Source organism: Nocardia seriolae NBRC 15557 (assembly GCF_007990715.1).
Lineage (GTDB): Bacteria > Actinomycetota > Actinomycetes > Mycobacteriales > Mycobacteriaceae > Nocardia > Nocardia seriolae.
Map to the genome: position 1 here is coordinate 1 of NZ_BJWY01000033.1, position 24,447 is coordinate 24,447.

General features: G+C 67.8%; 26 protein-coding genes and 1 pseudogene. 3 read left to right on the forward strand and 24 right to left on the reverse strand.

All coding sequences use genetic code 11. The annotated features are described in order from the left end of the window. Positions 1-173: 173 nt before the first annotated feature. Positions 174-821, reverse strand: coding sequence for an FMN-dependent NADH-azoreductase (locus tag NS2_RS12810; RefSeq protein ID WP_033087715.1), 648 nt, complete (start codon positions 819-821; stop codon positions 174-176). A 105-nt stretch (positions 822-926) separates the two neighbouring features. Between NS2_RS12810 and NS2_RS12815 the strand changes: the two genes are divergently transcribed. Beyond that, positions 927-1,532 (forward strand): TetR/AcrR family transcriptional regulator, encoded by a 606-nt coding sequence (locus tag NS2_RS12815; protein ID WP_045437477.1) that lies wholly within the window; start codon positions 927-929, stop codon positions 1,530-1,532. Between the two features lies 1 nt (position 1,533). On the opposite strand, the gene NS2_RS12820 is transcribed toward NS2_RS12815, so the two are convergent. Both NS2_RS12820 and NS2_RS12825 read right to left on the reverse strand, forming a co-directional pair. Next, positions 1,534-2,382, reverse strand: a complete 849-nt coding sequence (locus tag NS2_RS12820; protein ID WP_033087714.1) for an ABC transporter permease — start codon at positions 2,380-2,382, stop codon at positions 1,534-1,536. Further along, the gene (locus NS2_RS12825; RefSeq protein WP_033087713.1) at positions 2,379-3,275 is read right to left on the reverse strand and encodes an ABC transporter ATP-binding protein; all 897 of its coding nucleotides are present in this window, start codon (positions 3,273-3,275) and stop codon (positions 2,379-2,381) included. The genes NS2_RS12820 and NS2_RS12825 overlap by 4 nt, the downstream gene beginning before the upstream one ends. Positions 3,276-3,400: 125 nt before the next feature. On the opposite strand from NS2_RS12825, the gene NS2_RS12830 reads away from it, so the two are divergent. Continuing rightward, positions 3,401-4,627, forward strand: a complete 1,227-nt coding sequence (locus NS2_RS12830; RefSeq protein WP_033087712.1) for a sensor histidine kinase — start codon at positions 3,401-3,403, stop codon at positions 4,625-4,627. Positions 4,628-4,654: 27 nt separating this feature from the next. Beyond that, positions 4,655-5,317 carry a response regulator transcription factor gene (locus NS2_RS12835; RefSeq protein ID WP_033087711.1) on the forward strand — a complete coding sequence of 221 codons (663 nt, stop codon included), beginning with the start codon at positions 4,655-4,657 and terminating at the stop codon, positions 5,315-5,317. Positions 5,318-5,327: 10 nt separating this feature from the next. Here the strand turns inward: NS2_RS12835 and NS2_RS12840 are convergent, their stop codons facing one another. From NS2_RS12840 to folE, 21 genes and pseudogenes are all read right to left on the reverse strand, one after another. Beyond that, positions 5,328-5,837: a hypothetical protein gene (locus NS2_RS12840; protein WP_033087710.1), complete on the reverse strand. Its 510-nt coding sequence runs from the start codon at positions 5,835-5,837 to the stop codon at positions 5,328-5,330. Positions 5,838-5,913: 76 nt separating this feature from the next. After that, positions 5,914-6,813 (reverse strand): TIGR03560 family F420-dependent LLM class oxidoreductase, encoded by a 900-nt coding sequence (locus tag NS2_RS12845; protein WP_033087709.1) that lies wholly within the window; start codon positions 6,811-6,813, stop codon positions 5,914-5,916. 76 nt (positions 6,814-6,889) lie between these two features. Beyond that, complete coding sequence (locus tag NS2_RS12850) at positions 6,890-7,678, reverse strand: phytanoyl-CoA dioxygenase family protein (RefSeq protein ID WP_033087708.1); 789 nt, start codon at positions 7,676-7,678, stop codon at positions 6,890-6,892. 132 nt (positions 7,679-7,810) lie between these two features. Then, positions 7,811-10,369: an ATP-dependent Clp protease ATP-binding subunit gene (locus NS2_RS12855; protein WP_033087707.1), complete on the reverse strand. Its 2,559-nt coding sequence runs from the start codon at positions 10,367-10,369 to the stop codon at positions 7,811-7,813. Between the two features lie 273 nt (positions 10,370-10,642). After that, a complete protein-coding gene (locus NS2_RS12860; protein WP_033087706.1) occupies positions 10,643-11,587 on the reverse strand; it encodes an esterase/lipase family protein in 945 nt (314 codons plus the stop codon). Between the two features lie 195 nt (positions 11,588-11,782). After that, complete coding sequence (locus NS2_RS12865) at positions 11,783-12,364, reverse strand: anthrone oxygenase family protein (RefSeq protein WP_033087705.1); 582 nt, start codon at positions 12,362-12,364, stop codon at positions 11,783-11,785. Between the two features lie 143 nt (positions 12,365-12,507). Then, positions 12,508-13,131, reverse strand: a complete 624-nt coding sequence (locus NS2_RS12870) for an FHA domain-containing protein (RefSeq protein WP_036545715.1) — start codon at positions 13,129-13,131, stop codon at positions 12,508-12,510. A gap of 272 nt (positions 13,132-13,403) precedes the next feature. Continuing rightward, positions 13,404-13,766, reverse strand: coding sequence for a histone-like nucleoid-structuring protein Lsr2 (locus NS2_RS12875; protein WP_033087703.1), 363 nt, complete (start codon positions 13,764-13,766; stop codon positions 13,404-13,406). 116 nt (positions 13,767-13,882) lie between these two features. Beyond that, positions 13,883-15,349 (reverse strand): lysine--tRNA ligase, encoded by a 1,467-nt coding sequence (gene lysS, locus NS2_RS12880; protein ID WP_052086352.1) that lies wholly within the window; start codon positions 15,347-15,349, stop codon positions 13,883-13,885. Positions 15,350-15,506: 157 nt separating this feature from the next. Continuing rightward, positions 15,507-15,938, reverse strand: coding sequence for a rhodanese-like domain-containing protein (locus NS2_RS12885; RefSeq protein WP_172416816.1), 432 nt, complete (start codon positions 15,936-15,938; stop codon positions 15,507-15,509). After that, complete coding sequence (locus NS2_RS12890) at positions 15,935-16,546, reverse strand: cysteine dioxygenase (protein WP_071811558.1); 612 nt, start codon at positions 16,544-16,546, stop codon at positions 15,935-15,937. The genes NS2_RS12885 and NS2_RS12890 overlap by 4 nt, the downstream gene beginning before the upstream one ends. Before the next feature lie 192 nt (positions 16,547-16,738). Next, on the reverse strand, positions 16,739-17,533 hold the full coding sequence (locus NS2_RS12895) for a type III pantothenate kinase (protein ID WP_033087701.1): 795 nt from the start codon (positions 17,531-17,533) through the stop codon (positions 16,739-16,741). 13 nt (positions 17,534-17,546) lie between these two features. After that, the gene (gene panD, locus NS2_RS12900) at positions 17,547-17,966 is read right to left on the reverse strand and encodes an aspartate 1-decarboxylase (protein WP_036545720.1); all 420 of its coding nucleotides are present in this window, start codon (positions 17,964-17,966) and stop codon (positions 17,547-17,549) included. Positions 17,967-17,978: 12 nt separating this feature from the next. After that, the gene (gene panC, locus NS2_RS12905) at positions 17,979-18,905 is read right to left on the reverse strand and encodes a pantoate--beta-alanine ligase (protein WP_033087699.1); all 927 of its coding nucleotides are present in this window, start codon (positions 18,903-18,905) and stop codon (positions 17,979-17,981) included. An 83-nt stretch (positions 18,906-18,988) separates the two neighbouring features. Beyond that, positions 18,989-19,906 (reverse strand): annotated as a pseudogene (locus NS2_RS12910) (Rossmann-like and DUF2520 domain-containing protein); the annotation flags it as partial. Positions 19,907-20,125: 219 nt separating this feature from the next. Then, a complete protein-coding gene (locus tag NS2_RS12915) occupies positions 20,126-21,121 on the reverse strand; it encodes a DUF6779 domain-containing protein (protein ID WP_045437479.1) in 996 nt (331 codons plus the stop codon). A gap of 69 nt (positions 21,122-21,190) precedes the next feature. After that, complete coding sequence (locus tag NS2_RS12920) at positions 21,191-21,661, reverse strand: DUF3180 domain-containing protein (protein WP_033087698.1); 471 nt, start codon at positions 21,659-21,661, stop codon at positions 21,191-21,193. 55 nt (positions 21,662-21,716) lie between these two features. Beyond that, positions 21,717-22,250, reverse strand: a complete 534-nt coding sequence (gene folK, locus NS2_RS12925) for a 2-amino-4-hydroxy-6-hydroxymethyldihydropteridine diphosphokinase (RefSeq protein WP_033087697.1) — start codon at positions 22,248-22,250, stop codon at positions 21,717-21,719. Continuing rightward, the gene (gene folB / locus NS2_RS12930; protein WP_071811556.1) at positions 22,247-22,651 is read right to left on the reverse strand and encodes a dihydroneopterin aldolase; all 405 of its coding nucleotides are present in this window, start codon (positions 22,649-22,651) and stop codon (positions 22,247-22,249) included. The genes folK and folB overlap by 4 nt, the downstream gene beginning before the upstream one ends. Further along, positions 22,648-23,505, reverse strand: coding sequence for a dihydropteroate synthase (folP, locus tag NS2_RS12935; protein ID WP_045437491.1), 858 nt, complete (start codon positions 23,503-23,505; stop codon positions 22,648-22,650). Before folP ends, folB begins: the two co-directional genes overlap by 4 nt. 202 nt (positions 23,506-23,707) lie before the next feature. Then, on the reverse strand, positions 23,708-24,343 hold the full coding sequence (gene folE / locus NS2_RS12940; RefSeq protein WP_033087696.1) for a GTP cyclohydrolase I FolE: 636 nt from the start codon (positions 24,341-24,343) through the stop codon (positions 23,708-23,710). Between the last annotated feature and the right edge of the window lie 104 nt (positions 24,344-24,447).

Consider the following 24,447-nt stretch of genomic DNA (forward strand, 5'->3'; position numbering starts at 1 on the left):
AGTACTAACAGATGCGATAGCTTGAGATCTGGCCGAAAGGCAGGCGGTGACAGCCTGTGGAGATGGCGTAAGACCTCACCGGGTAAGCCCGGGCGGGCTGCCAACGGTGAAGCAGGAAACCCGACCCGTGAGGGAAGGACTCCCGCGTCGAAAGATGGTGGGGGGATGTCAATTCAGTACTCTTTGCCAAGTTGGCGGGCGCTTACGAGAGCGGCGGTACAGGACTCGTCGTGTTGGCTGCGCAAGTGAGCCAGCGCCGGGTCCTGCCGCGAATTGACCAGTTCGGCATTGACGAAAACCGTGTCGTCGACCGCGAAATGGCCGCTGAAGAAGTCGCGGAGGTAGCGCTCCTGGTAGTCGTAGACGGCCTTGGGCGCACCCGGCGAGTACGCCCCGCCGCGCGCGGTGACGACCACGAAACGGGTGGGGGCCAGCGACATTCGCGGGAAGGTGACCTGATCCAGCCGCGCCTTGAGGGCGGCCGGGATCGAGTAGTTGTACATCGGCGTGCCGATGAGGATGACGTCGGCGGCGCGGGCCTGCGCCAGCAGTGGTTCGACGATCTCCCAGGCCGCCTGTTGCGCGGGCGAATTCACCAGTTCGGGCAGCCGATCGAGGTCGGTGCGGCCGTGGGCGAGTACGCGGTCGCACAGCTCGGTCCAGCCCTCGCCGATGAAGGGGACGGGGTCGGCGGCCAGGTCGCGGTGCAGGTAGCGGCCGTCGGGGTGCTCGGCGCGCCAGGCGTCGGCGAAGACGGCGCCGAGCAGGCGGCTGACCGAGTTGCGGCGGGCGCTGGCGTCGAGGTGCAACAGCGTGGTCATGATCGAATCTCCCATCAAGTGGACAACTCGTCCGGTTATCCGAGGTACGCTGGTCAACAACCGGACAGCTTGTCCACTTATTCCTCGGAGGCTACAGTGAGCTGCATGGATACCCCGGCCCTCGCACTGCTCGGCGACCGGTCCGCACCCGTCGAGCGCGCCGACGCGGCTCGCAATCGGGCCAAGGTGCTGGCGGCCGCGACGGAGTTGTTCGCGAGCCGCGATCCGCGCACGGTCACCATGGACGACATCGCCAAGGCCGCGGGCGTCGGACGCGGGACGCTGTATCGCCGCTATCCCGATGTGGTGTCGATCGCCGTCGCGCTGCTGGACGAGCACGAACGGGCGCTACAGGAACAGCTGCTGCGCGGGGAACCACCGCTCGGGCCGGGCGCGCCACCCGCGCGACGACTGGCCGCGTTCTACGCCGCGATGATCGAACTCCTGGAAACCCACGCCCATCTGGTACTCGGGGCGGAGACCGGCGGGGCCCGCTTCCGCACCGGGGCATATCAGTTCTGGGCGGTGCACGTGCGCACGATGCTGGTGGAAGCCGGTGTGGCCGAGCCAGATTCGCTCGTAGACGTCCTGCTGGCCCCACTCGCGGCGGAGGTCTACACGCACCAACGCGAGCGCGGACTGAGCTCCGAAGAGATCAAGTCCGCGCTCGCCGAGGTCGCGATCGGTGTTATCGGTACTGCCGCAGGCTGATTCAGATCAGGTCGCGGCGGCGGATCAGCCACACCGTGCCCGCCGCGAACACCAGCACGTAAACGGCCAGCACCAGCAGGGATTCGCCGCGAGAGAGGATATTCAGCACCCCGGGCGTCGCGGGTCCGCCGACCGTGCGCAGTGAACCGGCCAGCGATCCGGCGGCCGTGCCCGGCAGATGGTCGGTCACCGCCTCGATGGGCGAGAAGATGGCGGCCACCCCGCGCAGCAGGTTCTCCACCACCAGCACCCACACCAGGCCCAGACCCACCGCCAGCGCCGGACCCCGCGCGATCGCACCGACCACCGCGCCCGCCAGCGTCCACATGCCCAGAATGGCCGTGCCCGAAGCGATTCCGAGCAGCATGTGCCCGGCCGACGGCAAGGCCAGGGACTGGCCCTCGGTGCCCGCGATGAGCGCCGCCACCCCGGTGTCGATCACGAAGGCCGCCAGCACCAGCGCGAAGACCGTGAGCGCCAGGCTCAGCACCACCGCGCCGATCACGTGTACCCGCGCAGGCCCCTGGGTGAGCGCGGTTTTCCAGCTGCCCCAGCCGTAGCCGCTGCCCACCGCGAGCGCGCCCAGCACCAGCATGAGCGCGCCGCCGAACATGGCCATGCCCTGGGTGTACACCTCCGGCACGGAGGCCGGGAGCATCTGCTGGATCAGTGCGTCGCGCGGCAGGCCATTGGACATCCGGGTGGTGCTGCCGGTGCGGTAGGCCAGATAGTTGAACAGGTAGGCGAAGGTCAGGTTCAGCAGGATCCAGGTGCCGAGCACGATCCGGAAGGCGGGCCATTTGCGCAGCCGCAGCAGTTCGGCCCGGGTGCTCGCGAGCAGGTCGGTCATTTCGCCGTCTCCGTCATTTCGAAAAACACTTCTTCCAAGGACTTTTCATCGCTGCGCAGCTCGAACAGCTGCGCACCCGACGCGATCACCGCCCGCGCCACCGCGGGTGCTTGTTCGGCCCCGGCGTCGACGCGAATACCGTTGGCGGTCAACATCGCCGACCGCTCCCCCACCACCGCGCGCACCGCCGGGAACGCCACCTCGGCCGGCTCGGCCCGCACCAGAAGCGATGCGGCACCCCGCAATTCGCGCACCGTGGACTCGACCAGCAGTCGCCCGCCGGAGATCACGCCGACGCGATCACAGATCTCCTGCACCTCACTGAGCAGGTGACTGGACAGCACGACGGTGTGCCCGTCGGCGGCGAGTCCGGTGATGAGCTCCCGCATCTCGGCCATGCCGGCCGGATCCAGGCCATTGGTGGGTTCGTCGAGAATCAGCAGGTCGGGGTGACCGAGCAGGGCGGCCGCGACACCGAGGCGCTGCTTCATGCCGAGCGAGTAGGTGCGAAATCTGTCCTTGCCGCGGGCGCTCAGGGCGACCCGGTCCAGGGCCTCGGCGACCGCGTCGTCGCCGACTCCCCGATAGCGGGCCAGGACGCGCAGGTTGTCCCGACCCGAGAGATAGGGGTAGAAGCCGGGGCCCTCGATGAGAACTCCCATGCGGCGCAGGGCATCCGGATCACCGGGCGTGGTGCCGAGCACCGTGGCGGTGCCGGACGACGGGCGGATCAGGCCGACGAGCATGCGCAGCGTCGTGGTCTTGCCCGCGCCGTTCGGGCCCAGGAAACCGTAGATCTCACCGCGGCGGACGCTCATGCTCACGGCGTCCACGGCGGTGTGGGAGCCATATCGTTTGGTCAACCGGTCGGTGACTACGATCGCTTCGTTCATGGCTTCAACGATCCGCTCCGGGCCTGCCGAAACCATCCGTCACGGCGCGCGATCCGGCGTACGTATCGGGACGTATTTCGGCGCGACACCCTGCCGCGGCCCGCGTACGGCGCTACGGTGCAGCTATGGACTTTCGCGGGGGAAGGCTCGGGCGGCGCGATGTGCTCCCGGCAGTGGCGGTGGGGGCGATACAACTCGGCTTCGGCACCCTGGCCAACCACCATCAGAGCGTGGTCCGCGACCTCGACGCCTTCGGATACGTGCTGCTCGCGGCCGGTCCGGTGCTGCTGGTGCTGCGGCATCGATACCCGCTGCAGGTGTTCTACGGCACGCTCGCCGCCGCCTCTGCGTACCTGCTGGCCGGTTACGGGTACGGGCCGATCTTCGTCTCGCTCGTCGTCGCTTTCATGACCGCGGCCATCATCGGATCCCGTTGGTACACATACCCGTTCGTCGCTGTCGGCTACCTGCTGCTGGTGTGGCCGGTGCCGGGCTGGCGCGGCTACGAGACCTCCGCCTGGCAGGAATTCGGCTTGCTCGCCTGGCTTTTCGTGCTCGCGGCGGGGGCCGAGGGCATCCGGCAGCGCGCCGCCGCCGTCACCGCCCGCAGGCAGCGGGCCGAATCGGCGCGGCGCAGCGAGCAGGCGCAGCGCGAACGCGAACAGGCCCAGCGCGCACTGGAATCGGCCGAACGCGAGCAGCGGGTGACCGAGGAGCGCCTGGCCATCGCGCGGGAACTGCACGATGTGCTCGCGCACAGCCTCTCGCTGATCAATGTGCAGTCCTCGGTGGCGCTGGAACTGCTCGACCGCAAGCCGGAGCAGGCCGCGACCGCGCTGGCCGCCATCAAGTCCGCCAGCAAGGACGCGCTCGGCGAGGTGAACGCGCTGCTGCGCTCGATCCGCGGCGGCACCGCCACCGTGGCCGCGCCCACCGCGCCCACCATCGGCATCACCGATCTCGACAAGCTCACCGGACCGGCCCGGGCCGCCGGACTCGTGGTGCACACCATGGTGACCGGCGGCCCGCGCCGGCTGCCCGCCGTGGTGGATGTGGCCGCCGCGCGCATCGTGCAGGAGTCGCTCACCAATGTGGTGCGACACGCGCCCGGCGCGAGCGTACTGGTCACCGTGCACTACGCGACCGAGCGGCTGCAGCTCACCATCGACAACACCCGGCCCACCCGCCAGCCCGCCCCGCAGTCACCGACCGGCGGCCACGGCATCACCGGCATGACCGAACGCGCGCACGCGCTGGGCGGGAATCTGTCCGCGGAACCCAAGGCGGACGGCGGCTTCCGGGTCCGGGCCCGGCTGCCCACCCACCTGGCCCGGCCCGAACCGGCTGCGTAAGTTGATGATTCGGCCGCGGGAGGCGTGATGGGAATTCGGGTGGTGATCGCCGACGATCAGGCGCTGGTGCGCGCGGGCTTCGTCGCCCTGCTCGGCGCGCAGGACGATATCGAGGTGGTAGGCGAGGCCGACGATGGCGAGCAGGCCGTCGATCTGGCCCGCGACCTGCGCCCCGACGTCGTGCTCATGGACATCCGCATGCCGGTCCTGGACGGGCTGGCGGCCACCCGCGCCATTGCCGCCGATCCCGCCCTGGCCGCGGTCAAGGTGGTCGTGCTGACCACCTTCGAACTCGACGAATACGTCTTCGAGGCGATGCGGGCGGGCGCGACCGGCTTCCTCGTCAAGCACACCGAACCCGCCGACCTGGTCAAGGCCGTCCGCGTGGTCGCGGGCGGCGACGCCCTGCTCTCCCCCAGCGTCACCAGGCGCCTGGTCGCCGAATTCGCCACCCACGCCAAACCCGCTCCCGCGGCGGAGTTCTCCGAACTCACCGACCGCGAACGCGAGGTCATGGCCCTGGTCGCCGAGGGCCTCACCAATGCCGAAATCGCCGAGCGCCTCTACATGAGCCCCGCCACCGCCCGCACCCACGTCAGCCGGATCCTGGTCAAACTGGGCGCCCGCGACCGCACCCAACTCGTCGTCATGGCCTACGAATCCGGCCTGGTCCGCCCGGGCTGGCAGTAGCCGAGGCGGATCAGAAGCTGCTCCAGTACTGCTGAACCACGTAGCTGACCACGAGACCCCGCTTCGCCTGTGGATCGTCGATCACCGTGACCACCTCGCGCGCCAGATCGATCTTCGTCCCGTCCTCGGCGACGAACTGCTGACTGTTGGCCGTGAAGGTGAAGAATCGCGCCTCGAATGGCTGGGCCCGCAAACGCGGTGCGGCGACCCGCAATACGCGGTCGGCCCCGGACCGCTCGCAGACCGCGTAACGCTCGGTGCTGTCGGTCAGTGCGGCGATCAACAGCACCGGCCGCTCACCGTTGCCCGCGCAGCGCGCGAAGGAATTCGACCAGCCCCGCGCGTCCGCGTCAGCGGGCAGCGCGCCACTGGTCGTGGGCGCGGGCAGCGTCGTGGTCACGGTCGTGGTGGCCTTGGCCGGGGCCGCCGACGGCGTGGTCTCGTCCCCCGAGCACGCCGCCGTCGACGCCAGAAGTGCGAGCCCGGCCAGCGCCGGAAACCAGGACCGAACCGAGATCACCGAAGCAGGGTAGCAACCTGACAGAACTGCCGAATCGGTCACCGATTCGGTCGGGGTTCCATCCTCCCGCCTCCGGTCAGCGACCGAACTCCGCGACCGCCGGGACCACCTCGCGGCCCAGGACCTCCAGCGGCGAGATGTCGTCCACGCCCGCCACCCGGGCGATGACCAGATCGATGCCCATGTCCGCCAGCCACTTCAATTGGCCCAGTACCTGGGCGACGCCGCCGCCGGTCGGTCCGGGATCGACGACGAAGACGCAGCTCTTGCGGATCTCGCGCGGGTCGCGGCCGATCTCGCCGCACAGCCGGTTCAGCAGGTCGAGCTTGGCGGGGAGATCCGGGCCGGGCCGCAGGCTCGCCACGTCCGCGTAGCGCGCCACCAGCGGCAGCGTGCGCCGCTCACCGTCGCCGCCGATGAGGATGGGCGGGCGCGGACGCCGCGGGGAGGTCCGCAGGACCTGCGGGGCGTTCAAGGGACGCTGCACATGAAAGTGCTTGCCGGACACCGGTTCCGACGCACCCCGCGCGTCCGACCACATGGCTTCGCAGATGCGCAGCGTCTCCTCCAGCATTTCGTAGCGCTCGCGCAGCGGCGGGAACGGCAGGCCGTAGCCCTCCACGTCCCCGGTGGAGGTGCCCGCCCCGATACCCAGCCAGGCCCGGCCGCCCGACAGCACGTCCAGGGTGCCGACCAGCTTCGCGAGCATGGCCGGATGCCGGTAGTGCACGCCCGACACCAGCGCGGTCAGCTCCACCCGCGCGGTGTGCGCGGCGATGAACGACAGCGTCGAATACGCCTCCAGCACATTCTGTTCCACCCGCCCCAGCCACGGGCTCTGCCAGAGGTGATCGCCCACGGCGATGACCGAGAACCCGCTGTCCTCGGCCGTGCGGACCACCTCTGCCAGGCGCGGTCCGATCAGCTCCGAAGGGGTGTCGAGGGCGAAGTTCGTCAGATGCAATCCGAGTTCCATGGCACTCACCCTCCGCCCTTCGGCAGCGCGAATCATCCGTCCGGAGAACACATCCGATGTACGTCCGGGCGCGTAGTCAGCGCGGTACCCCTACCTCCAGGCCCCGCCGGATCGCCTGTTCCACCGGTGAATACGCGCCGTCCGGGCGGTCCAGGACGCAGGGTTCGCGCGACAGCAGCGGGGGCTGGGCCATGAACCGTGGGCGGCCGACCAGGTTGGGCTGGGCGGCGTGGATGAGGAAGGGGTGGCAGAGGTAGACGTCGCCCGCCTTGCCGGTGGCGAGGGTCTCCGGCAGATCGCCGGTGGCGGTGTAGAAGTCGGCCAGGTCGAACATGGTGGTGCCCGCCTCGCCGAAGGGCTCCAGTTCCCGGGCCAGGCGCAGATGCGAACCCACGCGGATGCGGGTGGGCGCGTCGTCGGCGTCCACATCCGAGAAGAGGAACAGCATGAGCAGGGAACGGCCCTTGGAGAAGACGTTCACCCGCCAGCTCAGGTAGTCGTCGCGCGCGGCATCACCGGGGAAGCTGACATCGACGTGCCAGCCCGCATCGCCCGGCGACTCCGGGCTGGGGAAGCGAATCGGCCAGCTGCCCAGGCTGATCCGGGGCAGCCAACGACCGGGACCGGCCAGTTGGTCGTAGGCCTCGCGCAGGACGGGAGCGGTGACGGCCCGGGTGAAGGGCTCCTCGGCGTGGTCCCAGAGCCGGATGACGGGCTGGGTCCAGGACGCCGGATCATCCGGATCGCAACCGGTTTCGCGCCAGAGGATCTCGCGCCCGGCGGCCGCGGTCTCGGCGCCGAAGGCCCCTTCGACCTTCACGAATCCGTCGGTGATGAAGTCGGAGATCTGCGTGTCGGTAAGCATGCTTTCCTTCCGTTCGATCCTCCGAGCATCGACGACTTCGGGATCGCGCCGCCACCGATTTTCTTGCCGCACAAAGCGGAAGCCCCGCCCCTCCCGAAGGAGAAGCGGGGCTTCCGTTGTCTCGCTGAGCCTTTACTCGCCGGAGGCGGCGGCCGGGGCGTCACCCGCGAGGGCGGCGACCGGCTTGTCCTCGGCGGCGTCGTCCGACTTCTTGGTCAGCTTGGCCTTGGCGGTGAAGGTGAACTTGGCGTTCTCGCCCTGGCCTTCGCCGTCCCAGCCCTCGACGTCCACCACCACGACCTGACCGGCGCCCAGCTCGCCGAAGAGGATCTTCTCCGACAGCTGATCCTCGATCTCGCGCTGAATGGTGCGACGCAGCGGGCGGGCGCCCAGCACCGGGTCGAAACCGCGCTTGGCCAGCAGGCTCTTGGCCTGCGGAGCCAGCTCGATCTCCATGTCCTTGTTCTTCAGCTGCTTGGCGACGCGGCCGATCATCAGGTCGACCATCTGGATGATCTGGTCCTGGGTCAGCTGGTGGAACACGATCACGTCGTCGATGCGGTTGAGGAACTCCGGGCGGAAGTGCTTCTTCAGCTCGTCGTTGACCTTGAGCTTCATGCGCTCGTAGTTCGAGCCCTCGACATTGCTCTGGGCGAAGCCGAGGCCGACCGCCTTCGAGATGTCGGAGGTACCGAGGTTCGAGGTGAAGATCAGCACGGTGTTCTTGAAGTCGACCGTGCGACCCTGACCGTCGGTCAGGCGGCCGTCTTCGAGGACCTGCAACAGGGTGTTGTAGATCTCCTGGTGCGCCTTCTCGATCTCGTCGAACAGCACCACCGAGAACGGCTTGCGGCGCACCTTCTCGGTGAGCTGGCCGCCCTCCTCGTAGCCGACGTAGCCCGGAGGGGCACCGAACAGCCGCGAGGCGGTGAAGCGGTCGTGGAACTCGCCCATGTCGATCTGGATGAGCGCGTCGTCCTCGCCGAACAGGAAGTTGGCCAGGGCCTTCGACAGCTCGGTCTTACCGACACCGGACGGACCGGCGAAGATGAACGAGCCCGACGGACGCTTGGGATCCTTCAGACCGGCGCGGGTGCGGCGGATGGCCTTGGACACGGCCTTGACCGCGTCCTCCTGGCCGATGATCCGCTTGTGCAGCTCGTCCTCCATGCGGAGCAGACGGGTGGTCTCCTCCTCGGTGAGCTTGAACACCGGGATACCGGTCCAGTTGGCCAGCACCTCTGCGATCTGCTCGTCGTCGACCTCGGCCACGACGTCCAGATCGCCCGAGCGCCACTGCTTTTCGCGCTCGGCGCGCTTGGCGACGAGCTGCTTCTCCTTGTCGCGGAGACGAGCGGCCTTCTCGAAGTCCTGCGCGTCGATCGCGGACTCCTTCTCCCGGCGCGCCTCGGCGATCTTGTCGTCGAATTCGCGCAGGTCCGGCGGCGCGGTCATCCGGCGGATGCGCATGCGCGCGCCCGCCTCGTCGATGAGGTCGATGGCCTTGTCCGGCAGGAAGCGGTCGTTGATGTAGCGGTCGGCCAGCGTGGCCGCGGCGACGAGAGCGCCATCGGTGATCGAAACCCGGTGGTGCGCCTCGTAGCGGTCGCGCAGACCCTTGAGGATGTTGATGGTGTGCTCGACCGTCGGCTCGCCCACCTGCACCGGCTGGAAACGACGCTCCAGCGCGGCATCCTTCTCGATGTACTTGCGGTACTCGTCGAGGGTGGTGGCGCCGATGGTCTGGAGCTCACCGCGAGCCAGCTTGGGCTTGAGGATCGAGGCCGCGTCGATGGCGCCCTCGGCCGCGCCCGCACCCACCAGGGTGTGCAGCTCGTCGATGAACAGGATGATGTCGCCGCGGGTATTGATCTCCTTGAGCACCTTCTTCAGGCGCTCCTCGAAATCACCGCGGTAGCGGCTGCCCGCGACCAGGGAACCCAGGTCGAGGGTGTAGAGCTGCTTGTCCTTGAGTGTCTCCGGCACCTCGCCGTTGACGATGGCCTGGGCCAGACCCTCCACGACGGCGGTCTTACCGACGCCGGGCTCACCGATCAGGACCGGGTTGTTCTTGGTGCGGCGGCTCAGCACCTGCATGACGCGCTCGATTTCCTTCGAGCGGCCGATGACCGGGTCGAGCTTGCCCTCGAGGGCGGCCTGGGTCAGGTTGCGGCCGAACTGGTCGAGCACCAGCGAGGTGGACGGGGTGCCCGTCTCGCCGCGCTGACCCGAACCCTCGACCGGCTCCTTGCCCTGGTAACCCGACAGCAGCTGAATGACCTGCTGGCGCACCCGGTTCAGGTCCGCGCCCAGCTTGACCAGCACCTGCGCCGCGACACCCTCACCCTCGCGGATCAGGCCGAGCAGGATGTGCTCGGTGCCGATGTAGTTGTGGCCGAGCTGCAGCGCCTCGCGCAGCGACAGCTCGAGCACCTTCTTGGCACGAGGGGTGAACGGGATGTGACCGGACGGGGCCTGCTGACCCTGACCGATGATCTCCTCGACCTGCGAGCGCACGCCCTCCAACGAGATGCCCAGGGACTCCAGCGACTTCGCCGCCACACCCTCGCCCTCGTGGATCAGGCCCAGCAGGATGTGCTCGGTGCCGATGTAGTTGTGGTTGAGCATCCGGGCCTCTTCTTGGGCCAGGACAACGACCCGCCGCGCGCGGTCGGTGAACCTCTCGAACATCGCTCCCTCACTCTCCTGCTCCGCCATCTACGGCATCCGGCGCTTCAGACCCTGTGCTGCCCTTCTGGTCGCCAGCCTGCCATGAAGCCCTGGGGTTGCATCCCCCGACTCCACTCTAGTTGCCGGGGGTCACGCACGTCCGCCGTCCACCCTATTGCGAACCGGCCTCAGTACGACTCATTCAGTCATAACGGGGCAGTTGCGCGCACCGTTTCCATTCCGGCTACGCCCACAGCGAACACGCCGGTCAGTCCCTGAAACCGGGCGATCGGTCTACCCGGTGAGGGGCGGAACGAACTCACAGGCCACCGGACGCGGGTGCGCGGGATCCAGCGCGTTGAGCGCGATCATGGCCCCGCGATGGCTGCCCGCGATGGCGAGGTGGTCGGAGTAGTCGGTGGGGCAGCCGTCCTGCATCAGGACATTGGTGGCATTGGCCGCCGGGACCAGGGCGATGGACGGGAAGACGCCCTCGTCGAAATTGGAGGCCAGGTTGGTGTAGGTGACCGTCGGGTCGTAGACGCCGTCGGCGTTGAGGGCGTTCAGGAACGTGGAATCGCCGAGCATCTGGTGGCAGGCCGCGCAGATCAGGCCCATGGTGGCGTACTCGTCGACGGTGTCGGCGTCCACGCCCAGCTGCTTGCCGAAGGCCCGGATGCTGTTCATGCTGTCGCCGAAGAGGCCGAGCCACGGCGGCGCGATGGCGACGAACTTGTCCACCTTGCCGTGGCCGCCGAGTCGCTTGATGTAGTAGTCGCCGACGGTGTTGCCCTGCGAATGCGCGATGAAGTCCACCTTGGCCGCTCCGGTCGCGGCCAGCACCCGGTTCACGAAAGCGGCCAGCTCTGCGGCGCTTTCGGGGATCGGCTTCATGCCGCCCATGGCCGACAGCGGCCAGGGCACGTCGAGGCTGCCGTAGGTCAGCGCGTAGACGCAGTAGCCCTCATTGGCGAGCAGCGGAATGTAGGCGCCCCAGTTGGTCTGTGCGCCGCCCGCGGTGCCGTGCACCAGCACCACCGGCTCCGGGTGCATGACGGTCGGTTTGCAGTTCCAGTCGTTCGAACCGGGCATCGAGCCACCGGGATTGGTGAGCTCGTACGGGATGCCCGCGAAGAAGTTGAAAGTGACCGGGTATTCCGCGCGGGCGGTACCGCTCGCGACGATCCCCAGAACTGCCAGCACCGCGATGATCAGCAGTGATCCTGGCGTTCGACGCATGGGCATCCTTCTCATGTTCCCTCCCAAATTAGAACGCGTTCCTGCAACCTAATCGGGAAACAAGCACGGAGGATGGGTTACTGACGAGTAAGTTCTGAAACCGGTTCCAGTGCAGGAAAACGGCGATGGCCAGGACCCGCAGGCGGCTTGCGATGCAGCACAAGGGGTCCCGGCCACCGCCGGAAGGATGTCGAATTACCGCTGGCCGTAAGGGAATCCGGGCTGCGGGACGAACTGCTGGTGGACCGGGGCCGCCGCCGGGCTTGCCACGCTCGCCTTCGCGTGCTGGGCGCCCGCCACGAACAGGGCGCCCATCAGGACCAGGAAGGCCAGCGTGTGGATGACGGCGCGGACGATATTCCAAGCCACCCACGAGCTTTCGAACTGCGCCCGCACCGCCGCCAGATCGCCGATCTGGCCCACGTCACCGGCATTGGCCAGCTGGTTGTTGAGCGGGACGTTGAGCCCCGAGGTGACGCCGAAGGCGATGATATTGAGCAGCAGCGCGACCCCGATCCAGATCAGCGTGGTGCGGGAGTCCTTGCCCAGGTGCAGCGCCGCCGCCAGCACCGTGAAGCCGACCGTGCCCATGAACCCGAGCATGAACCACGGGTTGATGATGACCACGTTGATCTTCTGCATGACATCGATGAACGTCTTGTCGTCGGACCGGCCGAGGGCGCTCATCACCGAGGTCGCGTACGCATAGAAGACGCCGGCGATGAGACCGGTGGTCAGCGTCGCCGCCACCAGCGCGGCCGTGCGGAATGCGAACATCGTTCTCTCCTGACTGGATCTGCCACCCGTGTGCTTCCCGGGCGATCAACTACATCCAGTCAACGGCCTGCGGGCACGGAAACCCATGGCTCAGAAGCTCGCACGCATGCGCGGGGATCCAACAGACACTGGCCGTACCAGGATCAGAGGTCGCGTTCGGAGATCACGCCGGACTGCATGGCCAGGTTGGCCAGGCGGACCCGCTTCTGGTTCTGAGGCAGGTCTTCGACGCCGAACTTGGCGAACAACGCGCGCAAATGGGTCTTGATGGCATCCACGCTGAGGAACAGTTCCGCCGCGATCTGCTGGTTCGAGGCGGGCGAGGCGAAGCCGTCATTGCCGCGGAGAGGGCGGCAGAGGGCGATCAATACCGATCGTTGGGTTTCGGTGAGGGAGCGCAGGGTCGGCAGGCCGCCGGTCGAGGTCTGCGTGACATCGCCTGCGGCGCCGCTGAAATCGTGGAAGGTGACCCGCGAGGTGCCCATCCGGATGACGTCCCCGGGCTGCAGCCGATGCCGCCCCACCAGGCGATCCCCATTGACGAAAGTGCCGTTGCGAGAAAGCCCGTCGTCCACGATGGTCCAGTGCGCGCCCAGGTACTCGGCGGTGGCGTGCAGGCGCGAGACCTCCACGTCCCAGAACAGGGACAGGTCGGCCTGCGGCGAGCGCCCGATGGTGATGCGGGGCTGGTCAGGGGACAGCATCAGCTCGTGCTGGCGTCCCTCTTGGTCCTTGACTCGAAGGAAGGAACCGTGGAATGCGGTCACTGCGCCGATACCTCTTCTCTACATCCAGCCAGTGACATCGTCCGCACGTTTCAATGGTGCCTGGCCGCCCGGGCACGAGCAAGATCGCATGCCGACGTCCGGTCCCGCAGTCTTGACCCCGGGCTTTCCAGAGGTGGATTTACGAAGTCCGACAGTACCCTGCCACCAGGACTTGATCTTGGTGTTATACGCAAAGCGTATGAATAAACCACTGCCGCCCGGGTACGCACGAAACACCCGGACGGCAGTCGAATCTGCGACTAGTCGTACAACTAGTTCTTAGAGGCGGCCTTGTTGTAAGCCTCGGTGATGTCCGCGGAGATACGACCACGAGCGGACACCTTGTGCCCATTCCGGCGCGCCCATTCACGAATGGCCGCGCTCTGTTCGCGATCGATCGACACCCGGTTCTTCGGACCCGCGGCCGGAGCGCCGGCCACCTTGGTACGCCGCCGACCACTCACCCGACGAGCGGCGGAAACCCAAGTCTCCAGACCGTCCCGCAGCCTGGCCGCGTTCTCCGTCGACAAGTCGATCTCGTAGGACACGCCATCGATAGCGAACTCGATGGTCTCCTCCGCGATGGACTCACCGTCGACATCGTCGATCAAGCTAACGGTGACCTTCTTTGCCATGAGATGAACGTCCTCTCGAAATCGTGCGACCCGCATAGTCAGGCCGATTACCCGACGCCAGAATACCGCTAATTCCGATAGTCCCAGAACTAGCCCCGGAAATGCAATCCGGAGAACTATCGCGCGGCCGGACGCACAATTGGAAAGAGTATCGTTTCCCGGATTCCCAGGCCAGTCAGGGCCATCAGCAAACGATCGATACCCATACCCGTTCCGGTTGTGGGGGGCATACCGTGCTCCATGGCGGCCAGGAAGTCCTCGTCCAGCCGCATGGCCTCGTCGTCGCCGGCCGCGGCCAAACGCGCTTGATCCTCGAAACGTTCCCGCTGGATCACCGGATCGACGAGTTCCGAATAGCCCGTGGCGAGTTCGAAGCCGCGCACGTACAGGTCCCACTTCTCGGTAACCCCGGGCTTGCTCCGATGCTGGCGTGTCAGGGGCGATGTCTCAACCGGGAAGTCGCGCACGAAAGTCGGCGCGTAGAGCTTGTCGCCGTAGACGTGCTCCCACAGTTCCTCGACCAGTTTGCCGTGGCCATAGCCCTTGCCCTCGGGAATTTCCAGACCGACCCGATCGGCGAGGGCCAGCAATTCCGCGACCGTCGTTTCCGGGGTGACCTCGACACCGATCTGCTCGGACAGCGACGGGTACATCTCCACGGTCGTCCACTCGCCGGACAGGTCGTATTCGGTACCGTCGGCAAGCGTCACCACCAGCGTGCCGTAGACCTCCCGTGCGACTTCCTGGATCAATTCCCGCATCATGGTCGCGGAATCGTCGTAGGTGCCGTACGCCTCGTAGGTTTCCAGCATTGCGAACTCGGGCGAATGGGTGGAGTCCGCGCCCTCGTTGCGGAAGTTCCGGTTGATCTCGAAGACCTTCTCGATGCCGCCCACCACGCAACGCTTCAGGAACAACTCCGGCGCGATGCGCAGGAACAGCTCCATGTCCAGCGCGTTGGAGTGGGTGGCGAACGGGCGAGCCGCCGCGCCGCCGTGGATGGTCTGCAACATGGGGGTCTCGACTTCGAGGAAACCCCTGTGCTCCAACGCATTTCGCAGCGCGCGCACCACCGCCACCCGGGTGCGGGCGTTCTCGCGGGCCTCCGGGCGCACGATCAGGTCGACATAGCGCTGCCGGACCCGGGACTCCTCGTTCATCTCCTTGTGCAGCACCGGGAGCGGGCGCAGCGACTTGGCCGCCATCTCCCAGGAATCGGCGATGACGCTCAATTCGCCTCGGCGCGAAGCGATCACCTCGCCGTGCACGAACACGAAATCACCCAGGTCGACATCGGCCTTCCAGGCCGCCAGCGACGCCTCGCCGACACCGTTGAGGCTGATCATGACCTGCAACTGGGTGCCGTCACCCTCCTGCAGGGTGGCGAAGCAGAGCTTGCCGCTATTACGCACGAAAATGACCCGCCCGGCAATCCCGACCATCTGACCGGTCTGCGTATCGGGTTCCAGTTCCGGGTGGGCGGCCCGAATGTCGGCGAGGGAGTGGGTGCGGTTCACCACCACCGGATAGGCCTCGCGCCCCTCCTCCAGCAACCGCTCACGCTTCTCCCGGCGAATCCGCATCTGCTCGGGGACGTCGTGCTCCACGGCGTCGTCCTTGGCACGCTTTTGCCCAGCGGGAACAGGAGTGTTTGCGGGGGAAGAGGGGTTGGGGGTGCTCACGGAGCCATAGCCTATCCTGCGGCGAAAATGCTTTTTTCCGCCGCCTCCCCGCAATTGCTCACAGCCAGGCGAGAGTTGCGACCTCGCGTTCGAAGTGCGGAGCCGACGCCGCGACCATCAGCAGGCCCGCGGCTTTCAGGGCCTGATATCCACCCTCGAGATCGGTGGCGCGGCGCAGCCCCAGCTGCTGCAACGAGGCCGCGGCCAGGCTCGAGGTGTAACCCTCCGAGCAGACGATGATCCATTCCACATCGTGGTGCTCGGCCATGGCCAAACGCGCGGAACTGGACGGATCCAAACGCCATTCCAGGACATTTCGCTCGATCACCAGCGCGCCCGGCAGGGTGCCCTCGCGCAGGCGCTGCGCCTGCGGGCGAATATCCACCAGAATCGCGCCGCGGGCGATTGCCGCCGGCAATTCGATCGGGAGCAGGCGACGCAGCTGCTGCCGGGCGTGGGCGAGCATGCCGTCGATCGTCAAGTGGGTCATTCGAGTTCACCTTCGGGCTGGTCGGTGAGGACGGAACGGGTGCGCCGCAGGGTGCCGTGGCCGGTGACCTCGTAATAGGACATGGCCGTCAGCGGCGGCGAATAGGCGTGGACGCTCAGGGTCGGATTCAGCGGGCCGGTGATTCCGGCCTCCTCGGCGGGGGCGCGCACCACGTCGTGCACCCAGCCGAGCGGGAAGGAGGCCTGATCACCCGCGGTGAGGGTGCGGCGGCGCAGGTCCCGGCCGTTCCAGCGGTATTCGGAGAGCGCGCCGGACAGCACGGTGAGCGCGCCCAGCGAACCGGCGTGATCGTGCAGTTCGGTGTATTTGCCCTCGACCCAGCTGATCAGCCAGATGTCCACCTCGTCGTCCGCGACAAGCCTTGCGGCCCAGCGGTTTTCGGTGGGCCAGAGGCCGTCGGCGGGCAGCAGGTGGTCGTATCGGCCCTCCAGCACGTCGTGCGCGCCCTCATCGGTCAGGCGCAGCAGATCGGCCGGGCGCAGCCGGGTGGGGAGGGCGGAGGCGGTGGCCCGCTCGGTCACCTCGGGCAGCAGCCGGGAGGCGGGGGCACGGGTGTCCACGGGTAGGGAAAGAACAGAGGAACGCATGAGCGAAACTCCAAGGAATGTGAAAGTGGTCGGGGCTATACGAAGCCTCGACGACCGTCGAGGCGAGTCAGCCTCGACAACACTCCTGGGTGCTCACGCGGGAATACACGTCGGCGAGCCTAACAGAGGTGCGCCGGGAATCAACAGGGTCTCCCGGCGACGACTGTGTCACTTTTATTCCAGCCGGTCTGTTCAGGCCCGAGTCCGGCGCTGCTGGTTGCGCTCGTAGACCAGGCGCAGGCCGTCCAGGGTGAGATGCGGTTCGTGATGCTCGATGGTCTCCGACTCCGGCACGATCAGCGGCGCGGTGGCGCCGGTGGCCACCACCGCCACGTTGTCGCCGGAGAAGGCGTCGATATCGCGAATGCGGTCGATCAGGCCGTCCACCAGGCCCGCGAAACCGAAGATGGCGCCCGACTGCAGGCACTCCATGCTGTTCTTGCCCACCACCGAACGCGGGCGGGTCAGCTCGGCGCGGCGCAGCGCACTGCGGGCAATCAGCGCCTCGGTGGAAATCTCCACACCCGGCGCGATACTGCCGCCCAGGAATTCCCCCTTGGCCGAAACCAGGTCCACACAGATGGCGGTGCCGAAATCCACCACGATGGCCGGCGACTGGAAACGGTGATATGCCGCAAGGCAATTCACGATGCGGTCCGCGCCGACTTCCTTGGGATTGTCGACCAGCAGCGGAATACCGGTACGCACACCGGGTTCCACCAGCACGTGCGGCACGTGCGCCCAATAGCGGGAGAGCATTTCGCGTAGCTCGCGCAGCACCGGCGGCACCGTGGACAGCGCCGCGACACCCACCACCTGGTCGGCGTCCGCGCCGATCAGGCCGCGCACCTGCAGCGCGAACTCGTCCGCGGTGAACAGCGGATTGGTGTGCATCCGCCAGTGCCGCACCAGCTTCGCGTGCTCCCCGCTACCGGAGAACAGGCCCAGCTCGATGCTGGTATTGCGGACATCGATACAGAGCAGCATGCCCGCCCGCCGCTCAGGCCAGGGTGAGCGTGCGCGGCGAGATCAGGTCCGATCCCTCCGGGGCGTGCGCGGGATCGGTGCCGAGCTCGATCGGGCGATTGCGCTCGTCCACGAAAACCACGTGCGGCGCATAGTCTTTCAGCTCCGCGGCGTCCAGCATGCCGTAGGCGATGAGGATGACCAAGTCGCCCGGGTGCACCAGATGCGCTGCGGCGCCATTGATTCCGATCACGCCCGAACCGCGCTCGCCCGCGATCACATAGGTCTCCAGGCGGGCGCCGTTGGTGATGTCCACGATCGATACCTTCTCGCCCTCGAGCAGGTCGGCGGCGTCGAGCAGATCCTGGTCCACCGTCACCGAGCCCACGTAGTGCAGATCGGCGTGAGTCACCGTGGCGCGGTGGATCTTCGACGTCATCATGGTGCGCAACATCGTCGTCGCCTCCTAGAGAGATGCCTGGGCAGGCTGGTCGGGAACGGTGGGCAGGCCGTCGAGCGGCTTGCCGATGGTGACCGGCATATTGTCGATCAGGCGGGTGGTGCCGACACGGGCCGCGACCAGCAGGCGGGCATTGCCGCTGGGCCACTCCTCGGAGAAGTCCGAGCCGCGCAGGGCCAGGTAGTCGACCTGGATCTCGGGGGCGAGATCCAGCACGGACTGAGCGGTCTCCAGCACGGCCTCGGGGCCACGCCCAGCCGCGTGCCGACCGGCCAGCAGTGCCGCCGACAGGGTCGCGGCCAGCTCGCGGTCCGACTCGCTCAGGTAGCGGTTGCGCGAGGACTTGGCCAGGCCGTCCTGCTCGCGGACGGTCGCGGCGGGCACGATCTTCACGTCCATGTTCAGGTCGACGACCATCTGCCGGATCAAAGCCAGCTGCTGGTAATCCTTCTCGCCGAAGAACGCCTCGTGCGGCTGGCAGATATTGAAGAGCTTCGACACCACGGTCAGCACACCCGAGAAGTGGCCGGGCCGGGTCGCGCCCTCGAGGATGTCGCCGAACGGACCGGCCTGCACGGTGGTGCGCGGGCCGAACGGGTACATGTCCTTGGCGCTGGGCGCGAACACCAGCTCCACGCCCTCGCCGCGCAGCAGCTCGACATCCGCGTCCAGGGTACGCGGGTACTTGTCGAGATCCTCGTTCGCGCCGAACTGCAAGGGGTTCACGAAGATCGACACGATGACCGTGGTGTTGGTCAGCTTGGCCAGACGCACCAGCTCCAGATGCCCCTCATGCAGCGCGCCCATGGTCGGCACCAGCGCGACCCGGCGGCCCACCGAACGCAACGCCTTGACGACCTTGGTCATGACGGCCGGATCGTGGTGCACGGTCAGCTCGCCGCGCTTGTACGAACCGATCAGCTTCGGGTCCATCAGTATCCTTCCTCCGGCCGGTCGAGGCCCTCCGTGGTTACGCTCCGCTGCCTCCTCCGGGCCTGACCGTCCGGCCGGGGTCCTTCCAGGAGATCGATCAAGGCGGGATTGCTATCGGCACGTTCGGCCGAGCGCAGCGACTGGGCCCGATAGCCCGCGGCCAGGCGTGGATCGAGGGCCTCTAGGGCATCCAGGTGGGCGGCCACCGCGGCCACATCGCCGCGCGCCACCGGACCGGTCAGCGCGGCCGGGCCGCGGCGCAGGGCATTGTCGAGGGCGGCCGAGGCCAGCGGCGCGAGCATGCGCTCGGCCAAGCCGTTCGGCTGCTCGTCGACGGCCTGCTGACCCAGCAGGCCCGGACCGGCGAGGGCCGCGCGCAGCGCCTCCACCGCATCCACGATCAGGGTCACCAGATGATTGCTGCCGTGCGCGAGGGCGGCGTGATAGAGGGTGCGGTGCTCCTCGGAGACCCGCACCGGCTCGCCGCCCATCTCGATCACCAGCGACTGCGCGATGGCGTAGCCGATGTCGTCGGCGGCGGTGATGCCGAAGCAGGCATTGGCCAGCCGGGCCACATCCTCGTCGTGCCCGGTGAAGGTCATGGCCGGGTGGATCGCCAGCGGCAGCGCGCCGACCGCGGTCAGCGGCGCGAGAATTCCGATGCCGTTGGCGCCCGACGTGTGCGCCACGATGGTGCCCGGGCGGACCGCGTTCGCCGCCGCCAAACCGGCCACCAGACCGGCCAATTCGCTGTCCGGCACGGCCAGGATCAGCAGTTCGCTGCGGACGGCCACATCCTCGGCGGGCAGGACCCGGGAATCCGGCAGGCGGGTGGCGGCACGCCGCAGCGAGGCATCCGAAATCGCGGATACCCCGAATACGACATGACCGGCCCGCTCGAGTGCCGCGCCCAGTGCGGATCCGACGCGTCCCGCCGAGACGATTCCCACCGTCAGGCGTGCGGGCGCAGGATCACTCCAGACATCCTTGTCCGAGGTCACTTTGTCCTCTCGAAAGTCGTTCCAGTCCCGCCATGCGGGTACCGGACGTTACTCGGCGAGGATATCGCCGCCGATTCGCCAGAGCCACCGTATGTGGGATAGGCAACTCTCGCGACTCTCAGGGGCTTCGCCCCGAACCCCCTCGCGACTCTCAGGGCTTCGCCCCGAACCCCCTCGAGATTTTCAGGGGCTTCGCCCCGAACCCCCGAGGAGGCGCGGCTAGTTGGTGTTCTCTGACTTCAGATTTGCCATGATCTCGGCCACCGAGAGGCGGTGGGTGCCCTCGGGGTCGGGGGTGTCGCCGCGGCGGCGTCGGCGGGCGGTGGCGCGACCGACCGGGGTGGTCGGTTCCGGGTCGGGGGTCAGGCGCGGGAGCGGCGTGCCGCCGTTGCCATTGCCATTGGCGTTGCCGTTGAGGTTGGTGAGGGTTTCGGCGGGCTGGGAATCGTTGACCGGCTCGGGATTCGGGGGCTGCTCCGGTGAATCCGGTTCGGCGGCGGCGCGTTCGGCCTCGTATTCCTCGCGCATGGCGTCGGTGATGATCGAGGTCTCGGCGGTGACCGGGTCGTCGAAGGGGGTGGCGAAGGCCGGGGCCTCCGGGTGGGCCGGGTCGATCTTGGGTGCGATGCGGGCGCGCGGGTCCTCGTCGTCCTCGGGCTGATCCGGGGAAGACCACGGATCCCAGGGGTCCGCGTCCGGCCAGCTATTGTTCGCCGCCTCGGCGACCGGGTCGGCGTCGCGGCCCGGAAGTTCCTGGACGCGAACGGCATCGGCACGCAGGGCGGTGCGCTCGAAGGGCAGGTCGCCGTCGAAAAGGCGCTGCAGGCTCTCGCGCAGGACGGTGAGTTCGGCACGCAGCGCGGCCATCTCGGTGGCGTCGGCGCCGACCTCGTGGCGGACCCGGGTCTCGACGCCCAGTTCGTACTCGCGGCGGGCAGCAACCTCGCGCTCGAGCTGCAGTTGGTAGACCTTCTGGAGGTCACCCACTTTCGCCTTGTCGATGGCCGCCTCCCTGCGATAACGGGTGGCGGCGAGGGCTCCGATGGCGGCCGCCCAGAGGGCCGCGACCAGGCCGACACGGATCAAGTGGAGGTTGTCGCTGAAGATCAGGAAAACGCTGGCAACCAGTCCGAGGAGAAGCAGAAAGCCGGTGAACAACTTTCCCGCATCCGCCCGCCGACGACGGGAAGCGCTGCTACGGGAGGGTGAAACCATGTCCGCCAGCGTAGCTTGATCTTCCGACCAGGGTCCCCACCTTGGCGATCATCATCACCAAAGCGTTAGCTATGAAGTAGCTGCTTCATCGGGCGGATCAATGGGCGCCCGGCAGCAATATTCCAGCCACAGCGCCGCCGCGACCAGCGCCACACCACCGATCAGACCCACCACCGCACCCGGTGTATCCGACGCCGCCGCACGCAGATCCGAATGTGTGAGCAGCCACACCAGGAAGCCCAGCCAGATCCCGCCCACCAACGAACCCACCTGCGCCGACGCCTTGGCCAGCGCCACCGCCCGGGCCGCCGTGATCGGATGCAGCTGCCCGGAACCGCCGGGACCGATCCCGTGATTGTCCTTGCGCTGCCGAATCACGAACGCCAGCACCGCCTCCAGCAGCGCCACCGGAATCAGCGAGGCGCCGGAGAACACTGAGATGGGCGGGAACGACGAATACGCCACATTGGTGGCGACCCAGGCCACGATCGCCGCCAGCAGGACATTCGCACACAGATCGAGGATGCGCGTCGGCTTCACCGCATCGGCTCCGCGGTCATGGCCGAGGCGGGCGCGGTCATGGTCGAGGCGAGCATCACGGCGTCCACCCCAGGCTCAGCTCGGTCCGGCGCACACCCGCCACCTCGGCGGAATCCAAGGCGGACAGCCACTCCCGCAGCGACCGCGCCGCTCCGCTCACCGCCAGCTCCGCGTCCGGCTCCACCTCCAGCCAGGGCACCAGCACGAACGCGCGATTGTGGGCCTGCGGATGCGGCAGCGTCAGCACCGGATCCAGGCTGCGCACCACCACCCGGACATCGCGGCGGCGCTGCTCGGCCCACACCACGTCCACGTCCAGAGTGCGCGCGCCCCAGCGGACCTCGCGCACCCGGCCCGAGGCCTGCTCCAGCTCCTGGCCCAGCCGTAGCCAGTCCGAGGGCTCCAGCGCCGGATCCTCGGCCACCAGAACGGCATTCAGGTAGTCCTGCTGCGGCACCCCGCCCCAGGGCGGGGTCGAGTACACCGACGAGACCGCGATCACGCGCGGGCCCAGCGCCGCCACCACGCTGCGCAGATGCGCCAGCCGGTCACCCAGATTGGATCCGATCGACAGGACTACGCGGGTCACCGCTCCGACTCCTCCGCTTCACGACGACGGGACGTGACTACTCGGACGTCTTCGAAGGTATGCGGAATCGGCGCGAAAGGCTTGTGCAGGACCACTTCCACGGCCTCGATGCGGGGATCGGCCATGACGTCGTCGGCGATCTTCGACACCACGGTCTCGATCAGATCACACGGCTCCCCCGCCACGATCGCCACCACCTGCTCGGCCAGCTCGCCGTAGTGGACGGTGTCGGCGATGTCGTCGGACTTGGCGGCGGCCGTGAAATCGGTCCACAGCGTCAGATCCACGACGAACTCCTGGCCGTCGCGCTTCTCGAAATCGAAGACGCCGTGGTGGCCGAAGACGCGCAGCCCGCGCAGTTCGATACGGTCCCCGGACAATCCGGTGAAATCAGTGCTCACAGCGCCTCCCCCGCCCCGCGCCGGTAGCGCTCGCGCACCCGCCGGGCCGCATTGGTGGCCGCGTCGACCACCGCGATGGCGTCCAGCGAGGACCGCACATCGTGCACCCGCACGCCCCAGGCGCCGTGCTCGGCGGCCAGGGCGGAAATCGTGGCGGTGGCCACCTCGCGGCCGTCCGGTGGGCGCGGACCCGCCGAATCGGCCAGCAGCGCACCGAGAAAACGCTTGCGCGAGGCCCCGATCAGTACCGGCAGCCCGGCATCCATCAGCTCGGTCATGCGATAGAACATGCCGCCCAGCAACTCCCAGTTGTGATCGGCGTTCTTGGCGAAGCCCAGGCCGGGATCCAGCACCAGCTGCCCGAACTCGACCCCGCCCGCGAGGGCGAACTCGATCTGCGCGTTCAGCTCCTCCCAGACCTTGCTCACCACATCGTCGTACTGCTCGGCCGGACCGGTGTGCGCATAGTTGGCATCGGCCCGCCAGTGCATGAGGATCCACGGAATCTTGGTCACCGCAACGACTTTCACCATGTTCGGATCAGCCCGCCCGCCGGAGACGTCATTGACCATGGACACCCCCGCCTCGATGGCGGCCTCGGCCACACTCGCCCGCATGGTGTCCACACTGGTCGGCACCCCGGCCTCGGCCAGCTCCCGGATCACCGGAACCACCCGCGCCGCTTCGGTTTCCGGATCGATGCGCACCGCACCCGGCCGCGTCGACTCACCGCCGACATCGATGATGTCCGCGCCCAGCTCGTACAGCTCGAAACCACGCGCCACCGCCAGTTCCGGATCGAGATAGCGGCCGCCGTCGGAAAACGAATCGCTGGTGACGTTCACCACGCCCATCACCACACAGGAACGCCCCCCACGCGGCTCCAACAGGCGTGATGTCACGACGCCTCCAGACTCCCGCACCCCAGGTTCGCGGCCGTCTCGATTCTGGACCGACGGAGCGGGGGAGCGAAGCGGAGGAGCGGAGGAGGGAAGAAGCGAGACCTCAGGGCCGCGAACCCGCCGGAGCGAAGCGGAGGCAGATTAGACACAGCGCTCACTTCCGGAGGATCAGGTCGAGGGCCTCGGCCCGGGTGGAGGCATTCGATTGCAGGGTGCCGCGCACCGCCGAGGTGGTGGTGGAGGCGCCGGGCTTGCGGATGCCGCGCATGGCCATGCACAGGTGCTCGGCCTCGATCACCACGATCGCGCCGCGCGGGTCCAGCTTGGCCATCACCGCGTCGGCGATCTGGGAGGTCAGCCGCTCCTGCACCTGCGGGCGCTTGGCGTACAGATCGACCAGGCGGGCCAGCTTCGACAGTCCGGTGACCCGGCCGTGCTGGCCGGGGATGTAGCCGACGTGCGCGACGCCGTGGAACGCCACCAGGTGGTGCTCACAGGTCGAGTACATGGGGATGTCGCGGACCAGCACCAGCTCCTGGTGCCCCTCGTCGAAGGTGGTGTTGAGCACCTCAGCAGGGTCGGTGAACAGCCCCGCGAACATTTCCCGGTAGGCCCGGGCCACCCGTCCCGGCGTGTCGGCGAGCCCGGGACGATCCGGATCCTCACCGACCGCGATCAGCAGTTCACGGACGGCCGCCTCCGCTCGATCCTGATCGAAGGGCCGACCGGTTTCGAGCGCGATCGGGCCGGACCCGACACGGTTATTGGCGGTGGTGTTGGTGGCCGACAATCGACACCTCCTGTGTTGACTTGCCGCACATGCACTCGCGGCCTGAACGCGGTCGCCGACCACTCGGGGCGGGCCCGGCCGCGGGTGTTCACCCTGCTGCCGAG